The sequence below is a fragment of the Mesorhizobium sp. B3-2-1 genome (genome assembly GCF_006439515.1).
GTDB lineage: Bacteria > Pseudomonadota > Alphaproteobacteria > Rhizobiales > Rhizobiaceae > Mesorhizobium.
The window spans coordinates 1-21034 of the sequence record NZ_VFTI01000018.1; the positions used below are offsets into that span (position 1 = coordinate 1).

Genomic DNA, 21034 nt, shown 5'->3' on the forward strand with positions numbered 1-21034 from the left:
GCCCGACCGGACAATCTGCATCGCGCGTTGAATGCTGCGGCGGATCGGCTGCGTGACGTGCTGTGCAAGCGGGAGCAACGTTATGTCGGCGAGCAATTGTCGTTCTCCTACGAACGCAGGCAAATCATGCTTGAGAAGAACGAGCTTTCGTGCGGACTGGTCGGCAAATACGTCGATATCTACGAGTTCGCCGACGGTCGGCTGGACGTTCGCTGGAAGGCGTGTTCCTTGCCCTACACCGTGTTCGACAAGGAGCAGCGCATCACGCACACGGCGGTCACCGAGAACAAGCGGCTCGGCGAAGTGCTGACTTGGATCAAGGCTCAGCAGGACGAGGCGCGGCCTGCGCCGAAGATCAAGACCAACAGCGAGCAGACCGCCTACAAGAAGCGCGGAACGAAACCGGGCCGCAGGACGGATTTCATAAACGATCCTGCAGTTATCGCGCGACGAGAACAGGCACTGGCAAGGTTGACCGCTGCCGAGTGAAGCGGCTCTCAAAGCTAAAGCCAGGGAGCCAAGCTGGAACGCCCCCGATCGGGCTGCGCAACCCGGACCAGCTTACGCCCGATCGGGCGCTCATGTCGGCGCCAGGAAGTGCGTCACTGTCGCATTTCTAACTTGCTGCACCCTGCCCCTTTGGAACGGCCAATGCGACATTTCTACTTTGCAGAGCGAGCGACATTTCTACATCGCCGCCACATCTGCCATAAGTCGGTGGATGGCGAAATGCGATGCCACGCGCGCGCTCGCGTCGCGCCCCGCACGCAATCTGCATACCTCTGGCAATTTTCAAATTGCGCCCAAACCTTCACTTACAGTTCTGGCGGCTTGGGGTATCCTGAAGCAACTTGGGATGGAGATTTGCGCCATGGCTAAGCTCGTCTTCGGAATGAACCTGTCCTTGGATGGCTATGTCGACCACCAGGCATTTGGGCCCGATGCCACGCTCTTCCGTCATTGGATCGAGCACGTCCGCGGCCTGACGGGCAGCGTGTACGGTCGCGGCATGTACGAGGTCATGCGCTATTGGGATGAAGACCATCCGGAGTGGACGCCGGATTTACGCGAGTTCGCGGCGGCATGGCGACGGCAACCGAAATGGGTTGTCTCGCGCTCGCTGAAGTCGGTCGGCCCTAACGCCACGCTTGTCGCTGATGACACGGAGGCTGCGATACGCAGGCTGAAAGATCAGCTGACGGGTGAGATTTCCGTTTCCGGACCAGACCTGGCGCGAAGCCTGACCGGTTTCATCGATGAGTATCGACTCTACTTCCATCCTGCCGTGCTCGGTCACGGCAAGCCGTTCTTCGCCGGTCCCCGGCCACCGCTCCGCCTCGTGGCCAGCGACCGGATCGGCAAGGACGTGGTCAGATTGACATACGTTTCTGCCTGATCAGGACCCTCAATGTCCCAGCCAAAAGGTGCCTCAAAGCCAAGACCGGCGGAACCCTCCGGGCGGCGATTTCGGCAATGGAATCCGGCCGGCGAAGCAATTACCCTGTCCCAAACTGCTCATCAGGCTTCGGCTGGATTTCAAGGCAATCAGATGATCACTCGATCTTCCTTTCTCGGCCTGCCCGATCGCCTCGCCGATGGCACGGTGCCCCGTGCGGTGATCTTCGGTGCCGGTCACGGCAGCACCTATCCCGGCAAAGACAGCGGCGGCCACGCCTTGGCCGCCGATGCCATCCGTGTTGCAAGCCAGGATGATGCTGCGCTCTTCGAGCATTGGGATTTCGATCTCGGCGGCCCGTTGTTCGACGGCAGGCCGATCTGCTGCGTCGACGCCGGCGACATCCTGACCATCATGCATGACAATGCCGGCAACCGCGCCCGGATCGAGGCGAAGACGCGCGAAGTCCTGACCTTGCCGGCCGTGCCCATCCTGCTCGGCGGCGACGATTCCGTGGTCAGTCCCTTCCTCGCCGGCTTCGCGGATCACGGACCTGTCTGGATCCTGCAGATCGACGCCCATATCGACTGGCGTGACGAAGTGCATGGCGAACGCCACGGTTACTCCAGCCCGATGCGCCGGGCGAGCGAGATGGCGCATGTCGCCGGCATGGTGCAGGTCGGACTGCGCAGCGTCGGCAGCGCACGCCTCACGGAGATCGAAGCGGCGCGGCACTATGGCAGCCGTTTCGTCACCGCCCGCGAGGTCCACGCCCAAGGTGTCGAAGCGGCGCTCAGCCATATTCCGGAAGGCGCGCGGGTCGTCGTCACCTTCGACTGCGACAGTCTCGACCCAGGCATCATGCCCGGCGTGGCCGCGCGTACGCCCGGCGGCCTCACTTACACGCATGTCATCGATCTCATCGCAGGCCTCGGCAAGCGGGCGAGGATCGCCGGATTCGATCTTGTCGAGCTCTATCCGCCAGCCGACATTGACGGCCTGTCGGCGCTCATCGCCGCGCGCCTTCTCGTCAATGTGATCGGCGCCGTGGTCCGGCAGGTTTGAAACCCGACCTGAGGTCGAATATGCCCCCGGTCCGGCTTGCAGGAAACTTTACCGAGGCCCCTGCTCCAGCCTGATCCGGTAACTCAACGAACGCTTCGCGCCCGGCGCGATCAGCATCAGGCCCGGCTTGTCGATGAACTCTCCATCGAAATCCAGCGGGCTGGCAATGCCGTGCCAAGGCTCGATGCACAGGAACGGTGCGCCGCCGGGTTTGGACCAGATGCCCAGTTCCTGAAGTCCCTGCCACGAGACCTCAATCGCCGGGCCGTGACCGGCGCCGTAGCGAATGCTGTTGCTGGCCGGCCGGTCCATGATCACGGCGTCGTCCTCGAAAAGCCCTTCGGAGAGCTCGAGGATATTGCCTTTGACAGGCGTTGGCTGCGGCGTCGCGGTGAGCAGGCCATCCTTCAGCCGGCGGATCGGCGCTGGCTCGTCATCGGAAAAGATCAGCCGATAATCCGTTTTGGCCACACCGGGCAGAAGTGGCCAGTTGAATGCCGGATGCGCCCCGATCGAGGCCGGCAACGGCTCGTCGCCGGTGTTGGTGATCTCTAATCCTATGTCGAGTTGACCCTCGCCCAGCGTATAGGTCACAGCCAGGCGGAATGCGAACGGGTAGTGCGTTCGGGTTTCCGCGTCATCGGCGAGCACCAGCGTGCAGGATCGAGGCCCCCTCTCCGCCCAGGCAAATGGCATATCGCGGGCGAAGCCGTGCTGCGTCATCGGATAGGTCTGGCCGCGATGGCGCAGTTGATCGCCCTTCAGCCGGCCGACGATCGGAAACAGCACCGGTGAATGGCGCCGCCAGGCTGGTCCGGCCTGCCACAGGAACTCAAATCCTTGCGCATCCCTCAGCGAAACCAGTTCGGCGCCCTGCCCGGCAATGGTTGCCGATATACCGTCGCCGTGAAGCGTCAGGCTGTCCTGTTCCATTTGTCCTCGCGGTCTGTCTGGCATGGCCGGCAGGTTAGCAAATGGCCGGGCGTGAACTCAAGGCGGCGGACGGCGTTTGCATTTCACACAGTCGCGATGAACGTCGATGGCGCCAAGGGCCAGGCGCCCTTTCGAATGAAAATGGCCGGAGGTTTCCCTCCGGCCACGGCAGGATGCCAGATGTTGCCTGCTACGGTTCTGACTATTCCCGCTCGCCGGTGAAATTCAACAGCAGCTGGAAGATGTTGATGAAGTTCAGATAGAGCGAGAAGGCGCCGAAGACGGCGAGCTTCTGGCGCGACTCCGCGTCGAAGTTCTCCGCATACTGCTCCTTGATCGTCTGCGTGTCCCAGGCGGTCAGGCCGATGAATACGGCGATGCCGATCACCGAAATGGCGAACTGCAGCGCGGTCGAGCCGAGGAAGATGTTGACAATGCTGGCGATCACCACGCCGATCAGGCCCATGATCAGGAAGGACGAGAACTGGGTCAGGTCGCGCCTGGTCGTGTAGCCATAGAGGCTGGTGGCACCGAACATGGTAGCGGCGATGAAGAAGGTGCGCGCGATGCTGGTTCCGGTGAAGACCAGGAACACCGAGGCCAGCGACAGGCCCATGACGGCACAAAAGGCCCAGAACATTGCCTGCGCGCTTGCCGCCGACATGGTCTGCATCTTGAACGAGAACAGGAGCACGAAGGCGAGCGGCGCCAGCATCACCACCCATTTCAGCGGGCTGGAAAAGATCGGCACATAGAGGGCGGGCGTCGACGACACCAGGAAGGCGACAAGGCCGGTAACCACCAGGCCGAGGCCCATATAATTGTAGACGCGCAGCATGTGCTGGCGCAGGCCCTCGTCATAGACGGCTCCGGTCCGGGCGCCCGCGCCGACGCGGTATCCAAGATTGGGCGTATTCATTTTCAGGTCTCCTTTGAGGATCGGTCAGTAAAGCGTTCTGGCGAGCGTTTCGGCGGCGCGGTCGAGATCGTGAACCTCGCTCTTCGCGACAACCGCGTAGGCGACATCGCCGATCTGGAAGTAGGCCGAGGAGATATCGCCGGAGGGCGCGACGGTCGGTTTGACCACATCGAAAGTGCCCGGCCGGATCGCGAACAGCGACACCAGGCCCATCTCCTTCGTTTCAACCGCAATCTCGACGCTCGGGCCGAAGCGCGACGGATAGATCTGCACGTCGCGGACTTTCCAGTCCTTCGGCAGCGATGGCATGACGATGGCGGTGGCGGCGCGGATCTCGCCGGCATTGTAATTGGGCGCCTCGGTCTGCGAGGGCATGTTTTCGCGCAGCAGCGTCGTCCTGTGTGCCTGTACCGCCTCGTCGACATAGGCGGGCGGCTGCGGCGAAGCGACGACCTTGGTCACCGACATCGGCCCGACGATGCCGTTGGCCAGCCAGCCGGCGGCAACGAAAGCGGCGACCGCCGCCGCGCGTTGCAGCACGCCGAAGATGCGGCCCCGGCCAAGGCCCCTCTCCAGCCGCCGCGCGGCATCGGCCGTCGCGGGTCGCGCCATGCCCTCGGAGCCGGCCAGCGCCACGCGCAGTTCGTCGCGGGTGCGCAGATCCGCCATCACGCGCGCGGCCGCCTCCGGACGCGCGGACAGGAAAGCTTCGACCTCGATGCGGCGAGCGACATCAAGCTGGTCGTCGACATAGGCGTCGAGATCGGCGTCCGTAACCGGGTCGACAAGAGCGATCATGAGTCACCTCCCACGATCCTGAGATGATTTTTGCCCCGCGCCGGCGCCTCTTCCAGCTGGCGCAGGGCCGCGCGCGCCCTGCCGATACGCGACATCAGCGTGCCCAGCGGCACGCCGCTGGCATTTGCCGCCTGCTGGTAGGAGAGCCCCTCGATGGCGACCAGATGCAGCGCCGATCGCTGCTCTTCCGGCAGGCTGAAAAAGGCTTCGCGCACCTGCGCCAGGCGCACGGAATGTTCCTGCGGCGCCGGCGTGCTGCCGTCGGCCAGATATCCGGCCTGTTCGAGACGTGCCGCTTCCGAGCGGCGTGAGCGCATGCGGTCGATGAAGGTGTTGTGGACGATCGACAGCAGCCATGCCCGCAGGTTTCCGCCGGAGCGGAAGGTGCCGCGCCGCTCATAGGCGCGTACCAGCGCGTCATGCACGAGATCCTCGGCCTCGACGCCGTCGCGCGTCAGCGAACGCGCGTAGCGCCGCAGCGACCCGAGCTGTCCTATGATGTCAAAGCGTGGCATCGACGGTTTCATGCCCTGTTTACGGAGCATGTGGGGATTCTAATCCCGGCGGCTGTCTTTTTCTTCGCCGATATCCAGCTCTGCTCTTCAGTCCCGACGCGGACTTGCCCGTTTGGGAGCGCTCACGCCGCAGGCGCGCAGCATCCACCTGCGGCCGTCGCTGCGAAAATCGGTGATGCTCAGCGGCTCGATGTCGATCTTCCAACCGGCGGCAAGCGGCGCGCTGAGAACGTGCAGGATCGCGGCGCGGATGACGCTGGCATGCGTCACGGCGATCGTGTGACCACGTTCGGCGATCAATCGATCCATCAAACCAGCGGCCCGTTGGGCAATGTCGGCCAGCGATTCACCACCATGCGGGGCCGCACTCGGATCCGTGCGCCAGGCGGCGATCTCGTCCGGGTGTAGCGCCTGCACCTCGTCAAAGCTCTTGCCTGCCCATCGTCCGCAATTCTGGTCCGCCAGCATCGTATCGACAGACGCATCCAGCGATAGCGCCTCAGCGGTCTGACAGGCGCGAAGCGCAGGGCCCGTCAACACACGGTCGGCGCGGCGCAGCGTCCCGCGCATCGCCTTTGCCAATGTCAGCGATCGTGGTTCCAGCGGTTCATCCGAAGGAAACGATCCTTTGCGGGTCGCCGCCGTGGCGCCGGCGCAGATCATGGTCAGACGGACGAGCATGGAGAATGCTTTCTCTGAGTAGGTGGAAGCTATCCCGACAGGTGCCGCTTTTCGTGTCGGCGCACCGAAACCGCTGGTGAAACCTGGCCAATTTGCGTATCACTCCGCCGCGCCAACGGAACCATAATGATGTTCGAACACCTGCAGCCAGCTCCCGCCGACAAGATTCTTGCGCTGATCGGGCTTTATCGCGCCGATCCGCGCCCTGGCAAGGTCGACCTCGGCGTCGGCGTCTACAAGGATCGCGACGGCAAGACGCCGGTCATGCGCGCCGTGCGCGAAGCCGAGAAGCGGCTGCTGGAGGGACAGGATACCAAGACCTATCTCGGCCTTGCCGGCGATACCGCTTTCAACACTGTGATGGCCAAGCTCGCCTTCGGTCCGGGTGCGGACCTGTCGCGCATCCGTGCGGCGCAGGCGCCTGGCGGCTCCGGCGCGTTACGGCTGGTGGCCGAACTGCTCAAGCGCACACGATCGGACGCGACGGTCTGGGTCTCCGATCCGACCTGGCCGAACCATATGCCGGTGATGCGTGCCGCCGGCCTGCAGATTCGCGAATATCCCTATTTCGATGCAGCCTCGGGTGCGGTTCGTTTCGACGACATGCTGGCGGCATTGCGGACGGCAGACAGCGGTGACGTGGTGCTGCTGCATGGCTGCTGCCACAACCCGACCGGCGCCAATCTGGATGTGGCTCAGTGGGAGGCCGTCACCGATCTCATCGTCGAGCGTGGCTTGCTGCCATTTGTCGACATCGCCTATCAGGGCTTTGGCGACGGCCTCGAGGCCGATGCGCTCGGCTTGCGGCTGCTGGCCGCGAAACTCCCGGAAATGGTCGTCGCATCGAGTTGCTCGAAGAATTTCGCCGTCTACCGTGATCGTGTCGGCGCGGCGATGGTCCTGGCCAGGGACGGCGCGCACGCCGACGTCGCGATGAGCCAGATGCTGTCGGCGGCGCGCGCGATGTATTCGATGCCGCCGGACCATGGCGCGGCCGCGGTGCGCATCGTGCTGGAAGACGCCACGCTGCGTGCCGACTGGGAAGCAGAGTTGGAAGAGATGCGCCTGCGTATGCTGAGGCTTAGGGTCGCGTTCGCCGAGGCTCTGCGCCGGCAATCCAATTCCGACCGTTTCGACTTCGTTGCCAGCCATCGCGGCATGTTCTCCCGGCTTGGCCTCACGGAAGCGCAGGTCGAACGGCTGCGCGCCGAGCACGCCGTCTACATGGTCGGCGACAGCCGCATCAACGTGGCCGGCCTGCCCGAGGACGGCATGGATGGCCTCGCCAAGGCGATCGTTTCCGTGCTGGACTGACGAAGCGGGTACGGTGCAACTGTGGACAAGGCCCCCTCGCCGGCTGACAGCGTTGGCCGCGCGGCGGTTCGCGCGATAGCATCCGCCGCATGACGCCATCGAAAGACATTTCACGCCTGATCGAGATCATGGCCGCGTTGCGCGCGCCGAAGACCGGCTGCCCGTGGGACATCGAGCAGAATTTCTCCACCATCGCCCCCTATACGATCGAGGAGGCCTATGAGGTGGCGGACGCCATTGCGCGCGCCGATCTCGACGACCTGCGCGACGAGCTTGGCGACCTCCTGCTGCAGGTCGTCTACCATGCCCAGATGGCGCAGGAGGCCGGTGAATTCGCGTTCCCTGACGTGGTCCAGGCCATCACCACCAAGATGATCCGCCGCCATCCACACGTCTTTGGCGACGAGAAGGCTCGCAGCGCCGGCATGGCCAAGGGCATGTGGGAGAAGATCAAGGCGCAGGAGAAGGCCGAGAAGCGGCAAGCCCGCCTCGCGCGTGGCCTCGACCCCGAGGACAATGGCAAGGGATTCCTGGACAGTGTTCCGGTCGCCCTGCCCGCCTTGACGCGAGCCTTGAAACTTCAGGAAAAGGCCGCCCGTGTCGGCTTCGACTGGAGCGAGGCTGCTCCCATCCTGGACAAGATCGAGGAAGAGATCGGGGAGTTGCGCGAGGCTCTGGCCAAGGGTGAAACGGCTGAGATCAAGGACGAGTTCGGCGACATGTTGTTTGCCGTCGTCAATCTTGGGCGTCACCTGAAGCTCGATTCGGAAGCGGCGCTGAGCGGCACCAACGAGAAATTCCGCTCACGCTTCCACTATGTCGAGCAGGCCCTGGAAAAGGCAGGCGGCTCGCTGGAGGAAGCTACCCTGGAGGAAATGGAAGCGCTCTGGCAGGAAGCAAAAAACGCGAAGTAGCACTTCTTCCTGGATTGCTGCGCGTTAGCCATTGTTTCTGCGGCGCAATCGGCTTTCGATCTCTTCACGGGCGCTTTGCGTGGCCCGGAGCGAGATGGTGGCGCTGCCGTCGTCATTGTCGGTTCGCGAAACGACATCGCCATTGCGGTAAAGCCAATCGAGAAGGCCAAACTGGGCCGGCTCGATCGTCACCGTCAGATCTCGCAGCTCGCCGGCCATCCGCGTTTCGATGATCGCCTTCAGCGCATCGATGCCTTCGCCCGATACCGCCGATACGGCGATTGGCGGCTCCTTGCCGCCGCCGGCGCCGTCGGCGAGCAGCCGTTGCCTGTTGCCTTCGTCCAGCAGGTCGATCTTGTTCCAGACTTCGATCATGCGCTTGGTGTCGCTGGCGTCGACGCCGAGGTCGGCGAGGATGCGTTCGACATCTTCGGCCTGCGCCGCCGTATCGGGATCGGAAATGTCGCGCAGATGGATAACGAGATCGGCCTCTACGACCTCTTCCAAGGTCGCGCGGAACGCCGCAATCAGATGCGTCGGCAGGTCCGAAATGAAGCCCACCGTGTCGGAAAGAATGATCGGCGTGCCATGCGGCAGCCGCACGCGGCGCAGTGTCGGATCAAGCGTGGCAAACAGCATGTCCTGCGCCAGCACCCCTGCCCCGGTCAGCTTGTTGAACAGCGTCGACTTCCCGGCGTTGGTGTAGCCGACGATCGCCACCACCGGAAATGGCACCTTCTTGCGCTTGGCGCGATGCAGGTCGCGGGTGCGGCGCACGGTTTCCAGCTCGTGCTTCAGCTTTATGATCTTTTCCTGCAACTGCCGCCGATCGGATTCGATCTGCGTTTCACCGGGGCCGCCGAGGAAGCCGGCACCGCCACGCTGACGCTCCAGGTGGGTCCAGCTGCGCACCAGGCGGCCCTTCTGGTAGTTGAGATGGGCAAGCTCGACTTGCAGCGTGCCTTCCTTGGTGCGCGCCCGCTCGCCGAAAATCTCCAGGATCAGCCCCGTGCGATCCAGCACCTTGGCGTTGAATTCCTTCTCGAGATTGCGCTGCTGCACCGGCGTCAGCGGATGGTCGACGATGACCACTTCCGCGTGCCCTTCCTTGACGATCCCGGCGAACTCCTCGACCTTGCCGCTGCCCAGCAATGTCGCCGGACGCGGGTCGTTGACGGTGACGACCGCCGTATGGATCAGATCAAGGTCGATGGCGCGGGCAAGGCCGACTGCTTCATCATGGCGCGCCTCGGCCGAGCGTGTCAGCCGGGGACGGCTCGTGTCATCGTCATTGCGCGGTTGGCGGGTAAGCACAGGCACAATGACAACGGCCCGGGTCGGGGCTTCGGCTTCCGTCCCGGGATGATGCGCTGATTTTCCGCGAACCGTGCCGTCCGCGTCTCTCTCACGTGCCAATCAGGCGCCCTGGCTTTCCTCGCCATCGAACATCTGAACCGGCTGGCTCGGCATGATCGTGGAAATGGCGTGCTTGTAGACGAGCTGGGAGTGGCCGTCGCGGCGCAACAGGACGCAGAAATTGTCGAAGGAGGTGACCACGCCGGTCAGCTTCACGCCGTTGATGAGGAAGATGGTGAGCGGGTTCTTGCTCTTGCGAACTGAATTCAGGAACAGGTCCTGAAGGTTTTGCGATCGTTCCGCCATTGTTTTTGTCTTTCGCCGATCCCCTTCGGTTTGCAGCCAATGCGCCAAATTACCGGGCACATGTCAAGCGCGCAAACAGCCTCTTGCCGTCAGTAACGACAAGCAGAACGAGATATATTGATGTTCATTCCACCTGTGCGGTTATCAGGCTGGACTTTTTTCCGCAATGTCAAAAAAGGCCTGCCGCAACGAAAGTGTTATTGAGCCGGGGTGTCCATTGGCTATGGGATCACCGTCAATGGTCACGATCGGCATGGCAATAGTCGTCGCCGAACTGATGAATGCTTCGCGAGCCGCCTTGGCCTCGGCAACGGAAAATCCACGCTCCTCGATCTTCAGGCCGAGCTTTGCCGCGACTTCGAACATGGTGGTGCGCGTGATGCCGCGCAGAATGCCATGTTCGGCCGGCCTGGTGACCAGAACGCCATCCCTGGTAACGATCCAGGCATTCGACGAGCCGCCTTCCTTGACGTTGCCATCCGTGTCCACGAACCAGGCTTCCTGGGCACCGGCTTCCCTGGCCTTCTGCTTGGCCAATACATTGGGCAGCAAACCGGTACTCTTGATGTCGACGCGATCCCAACGGTTCTCGGGCACGGTGATGACCGCGATACCCGTCTCGGCCCGTTTCGTGCCGGCGGCAGGATCCGCCTTCTTGGCGGTCACCACCAGAGCCGGCTTCGTGTCCGCCGACGGAAAAACGAAATCGCGGCTGGCGACCCCGCGCGTCACCTGGACATAGACCAGGCCGTTGGCGACATGATTGCGGTTGACCACTTCGCGCAGGATCAGCGGCAATACGTTGCGCGTCACCGGCCAGGCGATCGACAGTTCGGTCAGCGAGCGGTTCAGCCGGGCAAGGTGACGCGGCATGTCGACGATGAAGCCGCGTGCCACCTCGCAGACCTCGTAGACGCCGTCGGCGAACTGGTAACCGCGATCCTCGATATGCACGGAAGCGTCCGCATGAGCGACGTAGCGCCCGTTGACATAGGCAATGCGCGGCATTGGCAACCCCTGGAAAATTCTCGGGCTTTCTTATGCGATTCCGCCGCCGCCGTAACCGGCAAATGCTTGGCCCAGGCGCGGCCGATGGACGCCGCGCGTCAGACGCCCAGCGACTTCAGCTTGCGATGCAAAGCGGAGCGCTCCATGCCGATGAACTCGGCCGTCTTCGAGATGTTGCCGCCGAACCGGTTGATCTGGGCGATCAGATAGTCCTTTTCGAACTGTTCGCGTGCCTCGCGCAGCGGAAGCGCCATGATGTGCTGGTCCGACTGGTTGGGCGTGCGCGGCATGACATCGCCGATTTCGGACGGCAGCAGATCCGCGGTGATCGGCGCGTCGACATCCTCGCCGCGCGCCAGGATCATCAGCCGCTCGACGTTGTTGCGGAGCTGACGCACGTTGCCCGGCCAGTTGTGCGCCTGCAGCACGGCCAGCGCATCGTCGCCGATGCGGCGCGGCTTGATGCCGGCTTGGCGGGCGATCTGCTTCATGAAATTGTCGACGAGATAGGGAATGTCCTCGCGCCGTTCGGCCAGCCCTGGCACCATGACCGGAACCACGGCGAGCCGATGGTAAAGATCCTCGCGGAATCGCCCGTCGGCGATCATCGCCTCCAGGTTCTGCGAGGTTGAGGAAATGATGCGGACATCGACCTTGACCCGCTTTGTACCGCCCACCCGCTCGAACTGCTGTTCGACCAGCACGCGCAAAATCTTGTTCTGCGTTTCGCGCGGCATGTCGGCCACTTCGTCGATGTAGAGAATACCGCGATGGGCTTCCTCCAGCGCTCCCACCTTGCGCTCGACTCCGTTCGATTCGGTGCCGAACAGTTCGATCTCCATGCGTTCGGGCGTGATGTTGGCGGCGCTCAGCGTCACGAACGGCGCGCCCTTGCGGGCCGAAAGCGTATGGATGGCGCGCGCTGCCAGCTCCTTGCCCGAACCGGAGGGCCCAACGATCATCACGCGGCTGTTGGTCGGCGCGACACGCTCGATGGTCTGGCGCAACTGGCTCATCGCCGACGACATGCCGATCAGGTCGAAGGTCTCGCCGCTACGCAGCTTGAGATCGGAAACCTCGCGGCGCAATTTCGAGGTCTCGAGCGCACGTTCGGCGATGAGGATCAGCCTGTCGGCCTTGAACGGCTTCTCGATGAAGTCATAGGCGCCGCGACGGATGGCGGAAACCGCGGTTTCGATGTTGCCGTGGCCTGAAATCATCACCACGGGCAGGTTCGGGTGCATGGTCTTGATCTCGTCCAGCAGCGCCAACCCGTCCAGGCGCGAACCTTGCAGCCAGATGTCCAGGAAGATCAGCCTCGGCGCTCGATCGGCGATGGCCGCCAGGGCGCTGTCGGCATCGAATGCCGTACGGGTTTCGTGACCCTCGTCACTCAGGATGCCCGCGACGAGTTCGCGGATGTCTTCCTCGTCATCGACGATCAGAATATCAGACGCCATTACCGACCTTTTCAGTTTCTCTTTCGTGGTCCGCCCTGCTTTCGCCCCGCGGCAGAGTGCTGGCCGCGGGCGGCAGGATGATGCTGATCATCGCGCCGCGCCCGCCATGGAAGTCCGCAGGCGCGTCATGGAGTTCCAGCCTGCCGCCATGGTCCTCCACGATCTTTTTGACGATAGCGAGACCAAGCCCGGTGCCCTTTTCGCGTGTGGTCATATAAGGCTCCAGCAACCGCTGGCGATTCTCGCGCGGCAGGCCTTTGCCATTGTCGATGACGTCGATGCGAATCGCGCCATTCTGGCGCCCGGCTTGAATCCGGATTATGCCGTGCGAACCATCCTTCTGTTCCAGCCCGTCGATCGCCTCGGCGGCATTCTTGATCACATTGCCGAAGGCCTGGGCCATCAACCGGCTGTCGAAAGTGCCCTTGAGCGGCTCATTGCCGAATATCCGCTCGAAGGTGATGTCGGCACGGCTGACTTCGACCAGGAAGGAAGCCTCGCGCAGCGATTCGCGCAGGTCGATGGCCTTCATCTCGGGCTTTGGCATGCGCGCAAAGGCCGAGAACTCGTCGACCATGCGGCCGATATCCTCCACCTGCCGGATGATCGTGTCGGTACATTGGTCGAAAACTTCGCGGTCCTCGGTGATGACCTTGCCGTAGCGGCGCTTGATACGCTCGGCGGAAAGTTGGATCGGCGTCAGTGGATTCTTGATCTCGTGGGCGATGCGCCGCGCCACGTCGGCCCAGGCGGACGAACGCTGGGCCTGAACCAGGTCGGTAATGTCATCCACCGTCACGACGTAGGACTTTTCCTCGGAGCCGTCGTCGCCGGCCTCGATGGTGACCTGCACATTGAAGGTCCGCTCGGCACCGGCGCGATAGAAGGTCACCTGCTCGCGATAGACCGGCTTGCCGGACTTACGGCCGATCTCGAAGACGCGGCCGACATGAGGCAGGATCGCGGAAAGGTTCTGCCCGAGTGCCGCGCTGGCGGAAATGGCCAGCATCGATTCGGCGGAACGGTTGACGATGGTGATGATGCCGTAGGGGTCGACGCCGATGACGCCGGCGGTGACACCGGCAAGCACGGCTTCCGAAAAACGCCGCCTCTCGTCGATCAGGTCCTTCGCCGACAGGATCTCGTTGCGCTGTGATTTGAGCTCCAGCAGCATCTTGTTGAACGTATCGCCGAGCGAGGCGACGTCGCCATCGGATGGCCGCACCGGCACCGCGACGTCGAGATTGCCGGTCGCGACTTCATCGGCAGCGCCGATCAGCTGACGGATTGGCCGCACCAGTCGGTCGGCAACGGCTATGCCGGTCCAGATTGCCGACAGGATGATGATCAGGGTCAGCGACAGATAGGGCAGCGCAAATGCCACTTGCGAGGTGCGCCTGTTGTCCTCGAGATTGCGATACTCGTCGGTGTTGGACCTGACGATCTGCCGCGCCTTGATCACCTCTGGGTCGACCAGACGGATGGTGTAGAGATAGAGGCCCTCGATCTGGCGCAACTTGACGATGGCGCCCATGATGTTGCGCGTGCGCGGCTCGATCAGCACCGGCTTACCGTCGGTGGCGGTGGCAACCGCTCCTTCCGGCGGTTCCGGCATGGCGAAATCGGCATCGGTCTTGGCGCTCATGACGAAGGAGCCGTCGGGCTTGATCAGCGCGGCGTGCGCCAGCGAGCGGCCCACGGCTTCCTTGTTCATGAGGTCGAGAAAGCCGGTGCGATCGAGGCCGTACAGCGTGCGGGAGGCATCGAGATCGTAGGCCATCGACAGCGTCGTGCCCTGCAGGTTGCGGGCGTTTTCCTGGACATAGGCATCGGCGATCGACAACGAAGAATTGACGATCGTCTTGGTGCGAATCTCGAACCAGCGATCAAGGCCGATATCGAGCGTGATCGAGGCGATGATCGCCACCATGATGGCGGGAATGGCGGCAACCAGCGCGAACATGGCAACGATGCGCACATGCAGCCGGGAAGCCGCCTTGCCGTGGCGGCGGGCCATGACGATGCGATGCACCTCGCGCCCGACCAGCGCGATGAGAACGAGCACGAAGGCGGCGTTGAGAGCGATCAGCGCCCACGTCGCCTTGGCGTCCGGCGCGATCGGTGTCGCACCGACCAGGATCGCGAACGAGATAGCCGCCATGATCAGGGCGCCGACGACCGCGATCACGCCCGGCAGCGCCAGCAGCCGGCGTCCGTCGCGCGCGCCTGGTTCGCTGAAAAGCGGTTGGTTGGGTACAGGTGCCTGCGGAGCCATGTCGCCGTGTAGAGCCAATGATTGCGTCCGATCTATGCAACGCATTGTGGCGATTATGCAACAAGTGTGACAGCGACGGGACTCTTTCCCCGTTCGGTCCCCTGAAAAAGATCGTGTGCCCGGCGCCGGCTCAGGCCTGGCGGGACGACTTATAGACGTTGACGCCCAACTCGCGAATCTTCTTGCGCAAGGTGTTGCGGTTGAGGCCCAAAAGCTCCGCGGCCTTGATCTGGTTGCCGCGGGTTGCCGTCATCGAAGCCAGCACCAACGGGTATTCGACTTCGGATAGAATACGTTCGTAGAGGCCAGCGGGCGGCAATTCGCCTGCAAAGGAGGCGAAATAGCGCTGCAGGAAGTGCTCCACCGCCTGGCCGATGGAAAGATCGTCGGGAATGAGGTTGCCGGCGCCTGGCACCACCGGGCGTTCCCCTGTCTTGAGCTCCGCCTCGATGATCTCGGCGGAAATCTCGTCCTGCGAATAAAGCGCGGCGAGCCTGCGAACGAGGTTTTCCAGCTCGCGCACATTGCCTGGCCATGGATAGCGCTTCATCAATTCGATGCCGCCGGAAGAGATACGCTTGGTCTGCAGCCCCTCCATCTCGCCAAGCTTGAAGAAATGGCGCACCAGATCTGGCACGTCCTCGGAGCGCTCGCGCAGCGCCGGCAACCTGAGCGGTACGACGTTGAGACGGTAGAAAAGGTCCTCGCGGAAAAGACCCTGGTTGATCAGCGTGCGCAGGTCCTTGTTGGTGGCAGCGACGATGCGCACATCGGTCTTGATCGGCGTACGGCCGCCAACCGTCGTGTACTCGCCCTGCTGCAGGACGCGCAGCAGGCGCGTCTGCGCCTCCATCGGCATGTCGCCGATCTCGTCGAGGAACAGCGTGCCGCCCTCTGCCTGCTCGAAGCGGCCGGTCGAGCGGTTCTGAGCGCCGGTGAAGGCGCCCTTCTCGTGGCCGAACAATTCCGATTCGATCAGGTCGCGCGGGATCGCCGCCATGTTGATGGCAACGAACGGACCGCCACGACGGCGTCCATATTCATGCAGCGCGCGCGCCACCAGTTCCTTGCCAGTGCCCGATTCGCCCGAGATCATGACCGTCAGGTCGGTCTGCATCATGCGCGCCAGCATACGGTAGATGTCCTGCATGGCCGCCGAACGGCCGACCAGCGGCATCGTTTCGGGCTGCTCTTCCTGCCGGGCATCGATCTTGGGCCGCCGGGGCTCGGACAGTGCTCGGTTGACGATGTTGAGGAGTTCAGTGAGGTCGAAAGGCTTCGGCAGATATTCGTAGGCGCCGGTTTCGGAAGCGCGGATCGCCGTCATGAACGTATTCTGGGCGCTCATGACGATGACGGGCAGTTCCGGCCGCGCCTTCTTGATGCGCGGCAGCATGTCGAAAGCGTTCTCGTCCGGCATCACGACGTCGGTGATGACGAGGTCACCCTCGCCGGCGGCCACCCAGCGCCACAGCGTCGAGGCGTTGGAGGTCACGCGCACCTCGTGACCGACACGCGACAGCGCCTGATTGAGCACGGTGCGGATCGCCGCGTCGTCGTCGGCGACGAGAATATTGCCGCGAACGGTCATTTGCGGTCTCCTTCGCCGTCTTGATCGGCGCCCAGCGCCGTTTCCTTCCAGGCCGGCATCAGGACCCGGAACGTTGTCGCGCGCGGCGTCGAATCGCACTCGATGATGCCGCCATGCTCACCGACGATCTTGGCGACCAGCGCCAGCCCGAGACCCGAGCCGTTCGGCTTGGTGGTGATGAAGGGATCGAACAGGATCGGCAGGATATCTTCCGAGACGCCGGAACCATTGTCGCGCACGCAGAACTCCAGCGGCAGCGATACACGATCCTGCGTGCCCGGGACCGAAACCCGAATACCGGGCCGGAAGGCGGTGGACAGCACGATTTCGCCCTGTGGATCGCTGCCGATTGCCTCGGCGGCGTTCTTGATCAGGTTGAGGAACACCTGGATCAGCTGGTCGCGGTTTGCAAATACTGGAGGCAATGATGGATCATAATCCTCCAATATCTTGATTTTCTTCGCGAAACCGTTCTTTGCGATTGCCTTCACGTGATCGAGCACGACATGGATGTTGACGGGATAGCGATCGATCGGCCGCTCGTCGGAAAAAACCTCCATACGATCGACCAGCGACACGATACGGTCCGTTTCGTCGGTGATCAGCCGCGTCAGCGCGCGATCCTCATCGGAGGCGGACAGTTCGAGCAGTTGGGCCGCCCCCCTGATGCCGGAAAGCGGATTCTTGATCTCATGCGCTAGCATCGCCGCCAGGCCGGTCACCGAGCGCGCCGCGCCGCGATGCGTCATCTGCCGGTCGATCTTGTCGGCCATCGACCGCTCCTGGAACATGACCACGACGGAGCCCGGAAACTCCGGCACCGGCGCGACATAGAGATCGACGACCTTCTCGATGCCGAGGCGGGGTGACGAGACGTCGACCCGATACTCGTTGACGGGCGCTCGGCGCTCGCGCACCTGGTCGACCAGCGTCAGCAACGGGCTGCCGAAGGGTATGAGCTTGGAAAGGGTGTTGCGCGCCAGCATGGTCGCGCTGGAGCGAAAGAAATCCTCAGCATCGGCGTTGGCGAAGGTGATGAAGCCTTCCTCGCTGATCATGATCACCGGGCGGCGGATCGTATTCAGCACGATCTGGGCGGCATCCGCCATTTCAACGCTCTGGCTAGCGGTGGCGGTCATGCGGCACTCCGCAGGTTCATGGTTTGCGGATCGCGCGAAAACACATCGCGTAGCAAGGCGATGACACGGGCTGGTTCGAACGCGGTCATTATCGCCTTTCTACCGTCGCCAGCGACGCACCCGGCATGTCGATCAAGATACCAGCCCAGATGCTTGCGGGCCTGGCGCAGGCCGCTCTCGGCGCCGTAAAGCGCCAGCATGTCCTCGTAATGGGCAACGACATAGTCGGCGAGCGCTTGCGGGGTCTCGGGAATGCCGGGCGAAAATGCCCCGGCGGCAGCCGCAGCGATGCTGCCGGCGACCCACGGCGCGCCATAGTGGGCGCGGCCGACCATCACTGCGTCGGCGCCGGACTGTTCGAGAATGACCGAGGCTTCAGCCGGGGAGCAGACATCGCCATTGGCGACGACCGGGATGGATACGGCCTCCTTGACGCGAGCGATGGCGCGCCAATCCGCCTTACCTTGGTAGAACTGGCAGCGTGTGCGGCCATGGACCGTGACCATCTTGACGCCCGCCTGCTCGGCACGGCGCGCCAGGACGGGAGCGTTGAGTGCCGCCTCGTCCCAACCCAGCCGCATCTTGACCGTGACCGGCACCTTGACCGCGCCGACCACGGCCTCGATCAGCGAGATCGCGTGGTCGAGGTCCAGCATCAATGCCGAACCGGCATAGCCACCGGTGACCTTCTTGGCCGGGCAGCCCATGTTGATGTCGATGATGTCGGCGCCCTCGCCGGCGGCGATCCGTGCGCCTTCGGCCATATGGATCGCCTCGCGGCCGGCAAGCTGCACCATATGGACGGGCAGGCCGGAATGACGTATGCGCAGGTCGCAGCCGGCCCTGCCCTTGGCGAGTTCGCCGCTGGCCACCATTTCGGACACGACTAGGCCGGCGCCATGCGCATGGGCGCGCTGCCTGAACGCCTCGTCGGTAATCCCAGACATCGGCGCGAGGAAGACGCGGTTGCGGATTCTCACACCGCCGACGTCGAGAGGCGCGGCCAATCTGATCAAGTTAACCATGCACAAAAACCAAGCATGTCCATTCGCTGCACATTCTCTAGCCAGATCGAGAGAAATGTGCAACGCGGAATGACGCCACATTAAGGCGCAATTGGGAAAATGCTGGCCTTCGGCCTTGGCCGCGACTAGGACCAGACTAAATGATTGGCGCAACTGAAAATCAGGCTTCGGATCCGGGTGGCAAAGTCGCGGTGGTTATCGTCGCGGCCGGCCGCGGCGCGCGCGCCGGACAGGCCGATGGCCCGAAGCAATATCAACGAATTGCCGGCCGCGCCGTCATCGCTCGTGTCATCGATATTTTTCTGGCGCACCCGCTCATCGGCCGGATCGTCGTGGCCATTCATGCCGAGGACCAGGAGCTTTTTCGGCAGGCGGTGGGCACCGATGCCGATCGGGTGACGGCAATCGCCGGAGGCGCGACTAGGCAGGATTCGGTTCGGCTCGGGCTGCACGCGTTAAGAAGCTACGCGCCGGACAAGGTCCTCATCCACGACGCCGCGCGCCCTTTTGTCGACATGGATCTCATCGACCGCACCATCGCGGCCATCGGCGAGCGTGAAGGCGCGCTTCCCGCCCTGCCCGTTGCCGACACGCTGAAACGCGAATCGGCCAGCGGCATGGTTGGCGAAACAGTCCCCAGAAACGGGCTGCACGCGGCGCAAACGCCGCAAGGCTTTCCCTTCCTCGCGATCATGACGATGCATGAAGAAGCCTATAACCGAGGCAAAACCGACTTTACCGACGACGCGTCGATTGCCGAATGGATGCAAATGCCGGTGAAGCTCGTTCCCGGCTCGCCGGACAATATCAAACTCACATGGGCACGGGACATCGCCATGGCGCACCAGCGACTTTCCAGCGAGCGGGCACACTTCCCCGATATCCGCACCGGCAACGGCTATGACGTCCATGCCTTCGAGCCGGGAGACCATGTCACGCTCTGCGGCGTCGCCATTCCGCACGACAGGAAATTGTCGGGCCATTCCGACGCCGATGTCGGCCTGCACGCCCTGACCGACGCGCTGCTGGCGACCTGCGGGGCCGGCGACATCGGCACGCACTTCCCGCCGTCCGATCCGCAGTGGAAAGGCGCTGCGTCGCGGATATTCGTCGAACATGCGGCAAGACTAGTGCGGGAGCGCGGCGGGCGCATCGCCAATGCCGACATCACGCTGATCTGCGAGGCACCGCGTGTCGGCCCGCACCGCGAGGCGATGACGGCGGTTCTTTCCCTGATGCTGGGCATTTCCGCCGACCGAATCTCGATCAAGGCGACAACCAACGAGAAGCTCGGCTTCGTCGGCCGCGAGGAAGGCATTGCGGCGATCGCCACCGCCAGCGTGGTGTTTCCCGGCGAGGTTCCGGAATGACCGACAGCGGCCTGGCAAACGCGCTGCTCAAGGCCTGCCGCGAGCGCGGCATCATGCTTGCGACCGCCGAAAGCTGCACCGGCGGCATGATCATCGCCGCGCTGACCGACATCGCCGGTTCTTCGGCCGTGGTCGATCGCGGCTTCATCACCTATTCCAACGAAGCTAAGATGGACATGCTCGGCGTGCGAACAACCACGCTCGACGCGCATGGCGCGGTTTCCCGCGAGACAGCCATCGAGATGGCAAAGGGCGCGCTCACCCGTTCACGCGCCGGGCTGACTCTGGCCGTTACCGGCATTGCCGGTCCGGGTGGCGGTTCTGCCGAAAAGCCGGTCGGGCTGGTCTGGTTTGGCGTTGCGGTGAACGGCCAACCCGTGACGGCCGAATACAAGCTGTTTGCCGACAATGGCCGTGACTTCATCCGCCGGGAAACGGTCGACCATGCGCTCAAGCTCGGCTTGCAGACGCTTGGCGGGAGTCAGGCCGCCGGTGTCTTGCCGTAGATGACGTCGGCGCGCTTTTCGAAAGCCTCGGCGAACATGCGGAAGGCACGGTCGAACATCGTGCCCATCAGCGCGCCCAAGATGCGGCTCTTGAATTCGTAGTCGATGAAGAAGCGCACGACACAGCCGGCACCGTCTGGCTCGAAACGCCAGACATTGCTCAGATATTTGAACGGGCCATCGATGTATTTCACATCGATGGCGTTCTCGTCGGGCTTCAGCAGCACCTGCGTGGTGAAGGTCTCGCGGATCGCCTTGTAGCCAATGCTCATATCGGCGACGAGGATGGTGCGTCCGTCACGCTCCTTGTGCGAACGAACCGTCAGTGCTTCGCAAAGCGGCAGGAATTGCGGGTAAGTCTCGATGTCGGCGACCAGCGCGAACATCTGCTCAGGCGTATGGGCAACGTGGCGGGTGGCTTCGAATTTCGGCATGAACCCGGCTCTAGAGCGCGTCGCGTCGA

20 protein-coding genes and 1 pseudogene are annotated in these 21034 nt (G+C 63.2%); 7 read left to right on the forward strand and 14 right to left on the reverse strand.

All coding sequences use genetic code 11. The features are described from left to right. From FJW08_RS18965 to FJW08_RS18975, 3 genes and pseudogenes are all read left to right on the forward strand, one after another. Positions 1-489: pseudogene (locus FJW08_RS18965) on the forward strand (ISNCY family transposase); the annotation flags it as partial. 382 nt (positions 490-871) lie between these two features. Then, positions 872-1396, forward strand: a complete 525-nt coding sequence (locus FJW08_RS18970) for a dihydrofolate reductase family protein (RefSeq protein WP_140811848.1) — start codon at positions 872-874, stop codon at positions 1394-1396. Between the two features lie 153 nt (positions 1397-1549). Continuing rightward, a complete protein-coding gene (locus tag FJW08_RS18975; protein WP_140811849.1) occupies positions 1550-2461 on the forward strand; it encodes an agmatinase in 912 nt (303 codons plus the stop codon). Between the two features lie 48 nt (positions 2462-2509). Here FJW08_RS18975 and FJW08_RS18980 read toward each other — a convergent pair whose 3' ends face one another. The 5 genes from FJW08_RS18980 to FJW08_RS19000 all read right to left on the reverse strand — a co-directional run bounded on the left by FJW08_RS18980 (position 2510) and on the right by FJW08_RS19000 (position 6307). After that, on the reverse strand, positions 2510-3394 hold the full coding sequence (locus FJW08_RS18980) for an aldose 1-epimerase family protein (protein ID WP_140811850.1): 885 nt from the start codon (positions 3392-3394) through the stop codon (positions 2510-2512). Between the two features lie 202 nt (positions 3395-3596). After that, a complete protein-coding gene (locus tag FJW08_RS18985) occupies positions 3597-4313 on the reverse strand; it encodes a Bax inhibitor-1/YccA family protein (RefSeq protein ID WP_140758656.1) in 717 nt (238 codons plus the stop codon). A gap of 24 nt (positions 4314-4337) precedes the next feature. After that, the gene (locus FJW08_RS18990; protein ID WP_140811851.1) at positions 4338-5111 is read right to left on the reverse strand and encodes an anti-sigma factor; all 774 of its coding nucleotides are present in this window, start codon (positions 5109-5111) and stop codon (positions 4338-4340) included. Then, positions 5108-5626 (reverse strand): sigma-70 family RNA polymerase sigma factor, encoded by a 519-nt coding sequence (locus tag FJW08_RS18995; protein WP_246682433.1) that lies wholly within the window; start codon positions 5624-5626, stop codon positions 5108-5110. Before FJW08_RS18995 ends, FJW08_RS18990 begins: the two co-directional genes overlap by 4 nt. 87 nt (positions 5627-5713) lie before the next feature. After that, positions 5714-6307 (reverse strand): histidine phosphatase family protein, encoded by a 594-nt coding sequence (locus FJW08_RS19000; RefSeq protein WP_140811853.1) that lies wholly within the window; start codon positions 6305-6307, stop codon positions 5714-5716. Positions 6308-6436: 129 nt separating this feature from the next. Between FJW08_RS19000 and FJW08_RS19005 the strand changes: the two genes are divergently transcribed. Next, positions 6437-7621 carry an amino acid aminotransferase gene (locus FJW08_RS19005; protein WP_140811924.1) on the forward strand — a complete coding sequence of 395 codons (1185 nt, stop codon included), beginning with the start codon at positions 6437-6439 and terminating at the stop codon, positions 7619-7621. Between the two features lie 89 nt (positions 7622-7710). Next, the gene (gene mazG, locus FJW08_RS19010; RefSeq protein WP_140811854.1) at positions 7711-8535 is read left to right on the forward strand and encodes a nucleoside triphosphate pyrophosphohydrolase; all 825 of its coding nucleotides are present in this window, start codon (positions 7711-7713) and stop codon (positions 8533-8535) included. A 24-nt stretch (positions 8536-8559) separates the two neighbouring features. Here the strand turns inward: mazG and hflX are convergent, their stop codons facing one another. The 8 genes from hflX to dusB all read right to left on the reverse strand — a co-directional run bounded on the left by hflX (position 8560) and on the right by dusB (position 18695). Continuing rightward, complete coding sequence (gene hflX, locus FJW08_RS19015; RefSeq protein ID WP_140811855.1) at positions 8560-9951, reverse strand: GTPase HflX; 1392 nt, start codon at positions 9949-9951, stop codon at positions 8560-8562. After that, positions 9952-10197 (reverse strand): RNA chaperone Hfq, encoded by a 246-nt coding sequence (gene hfq / locus FJW08_RS19020; protein WP_006202172.1) that lies wholly within the window; start codon positions 10195-10197, stop codon positions 9952-9954. It lies immediately after the preceding gene. 144 nt (positions 10198-10341) lie between these two features. Beyond that, entirely contained in the window at positions 10342-11205 is an 864-nt protein-coding gene (locus FJW08_RS19025; protein WP_140811856.1) for a D-amino-acid transaminase, read from the reverse strand. 98 nt (positions 11206-11303) lie between these two features. After that, positions 11304-12665, reverse strand: a complete 1362-nt coding sequence (locus FJW08_RS19030; protein ID WP_140758649.1) for a sigma-54 dependent transcriptional regulator — start codon at positions 12663-12665, stop codon at positions 11304-11306. Continuing rightward, positions 12655-14940 (reverse strand): PAS domain-containing sensor histidine kinase, encoded by a 2286-nt coding sequence (locus FJW08_RS19035; RefSeq protein ID WP_181182976.1) that lies wholly within the window; start codon positions 14938-14940, stop codon positions 12655-12657. The genes FJW08_RS19030 and FJW08_RS19035 overlap by 11 nt, the downstream gene beginning before the upstream one ends. Before the next feature lie 130 nt (positions 14941-15070). After that, entirely contained in the window at positions 15071-16531 is a 1461-nt protein-coding gene (gene ntrC / locus FJW08_RS19040) for a nitrogen regulation protein NR(I) (RefSeq protein ID WP_140758647.1), read from the reverse strand. Then, positions 16528-17670 (reverse strand): nitrogen regulation protein NR(II), encoded by a 1143-nt coding sequence (locus FJW08_RS19045; protein WP_140758646.1) that lies wholly within the window; start codon positions 17668-17670, stop codon positions 16528-16530. The genes ntrC and FJW08_RS19045 overlap by 4 nt, the downstream gene beginning before the upstream one ends. Then, positions 17667-18695: a tRNA dihydrouridine synthase DusB gene (dusB, locus tag FJW08_RS19050; RefSeq protein WP_140811858.1), complete on the reverse strand. Its 1029-nt coding sequence runs from the start codon at positions 18693-18695 to the stop codon at positions 17667-17669. Before dusB ends, FJW08_RS19045 begins: the two co-directional genes overlap by 4 nt. 140 nt (positions 18696-18835) lie before the next feature. Between dusB and FJW08_RS19055 the strand changes: the two genes are divergently transcribed. Together FJW08_RS19055 and FJW08_RS19060 are read left to right on the forward strand one after the other, a co-directional pair. Further along, complete coding sequence (locus FJW08_RS19055) at positions 18836-20065, forward strand: bifunctional 2-C-methyl-D-erythritol 4-phosphate cytidylyltransferase/2-C-methyl-D-erythritol 2,4-cyclodiphosphate synthase (protein ID WP_140758644.1); 1230 nt, start codon at positions 18836-18838, stop codon at positions 20063-20065. Continuing rightward, on the forward strand, positions 20062-20571 hold the full coding sequence (locus tag FJW08_RS19060; protein ID WP_140811859.1) for a CinA family protein: 510 nt from the start codon (positions 20062-20064) through the stop codon (positions 20569-20571). The genes FJW08_RS19055 and FJW08_RS19060 overlap by 4 nt, the downstream gene beginning before the upstream one ends. Here the strand turns inward: FJW08_RS19060 and FJW08_RS19065 are convergent. Then, positions 20547-21005, reverse strand: a complete 459-nt coding sequence (locus FJW08_RS19065; RefSeq protein ID WP_140811860.1) for a type II toxin-antitoxin system RatA family toxin — start codon at positions 21003-21005, stop codon at positions 20547-20549. The two genes, FJW08_RS19060 and FJW08_RS19065, sit on opposite strands and share 25 nt — an antisense overlap. Between the last annotated feature and the right edge of the window lie 29 nt (positions 21006-21034).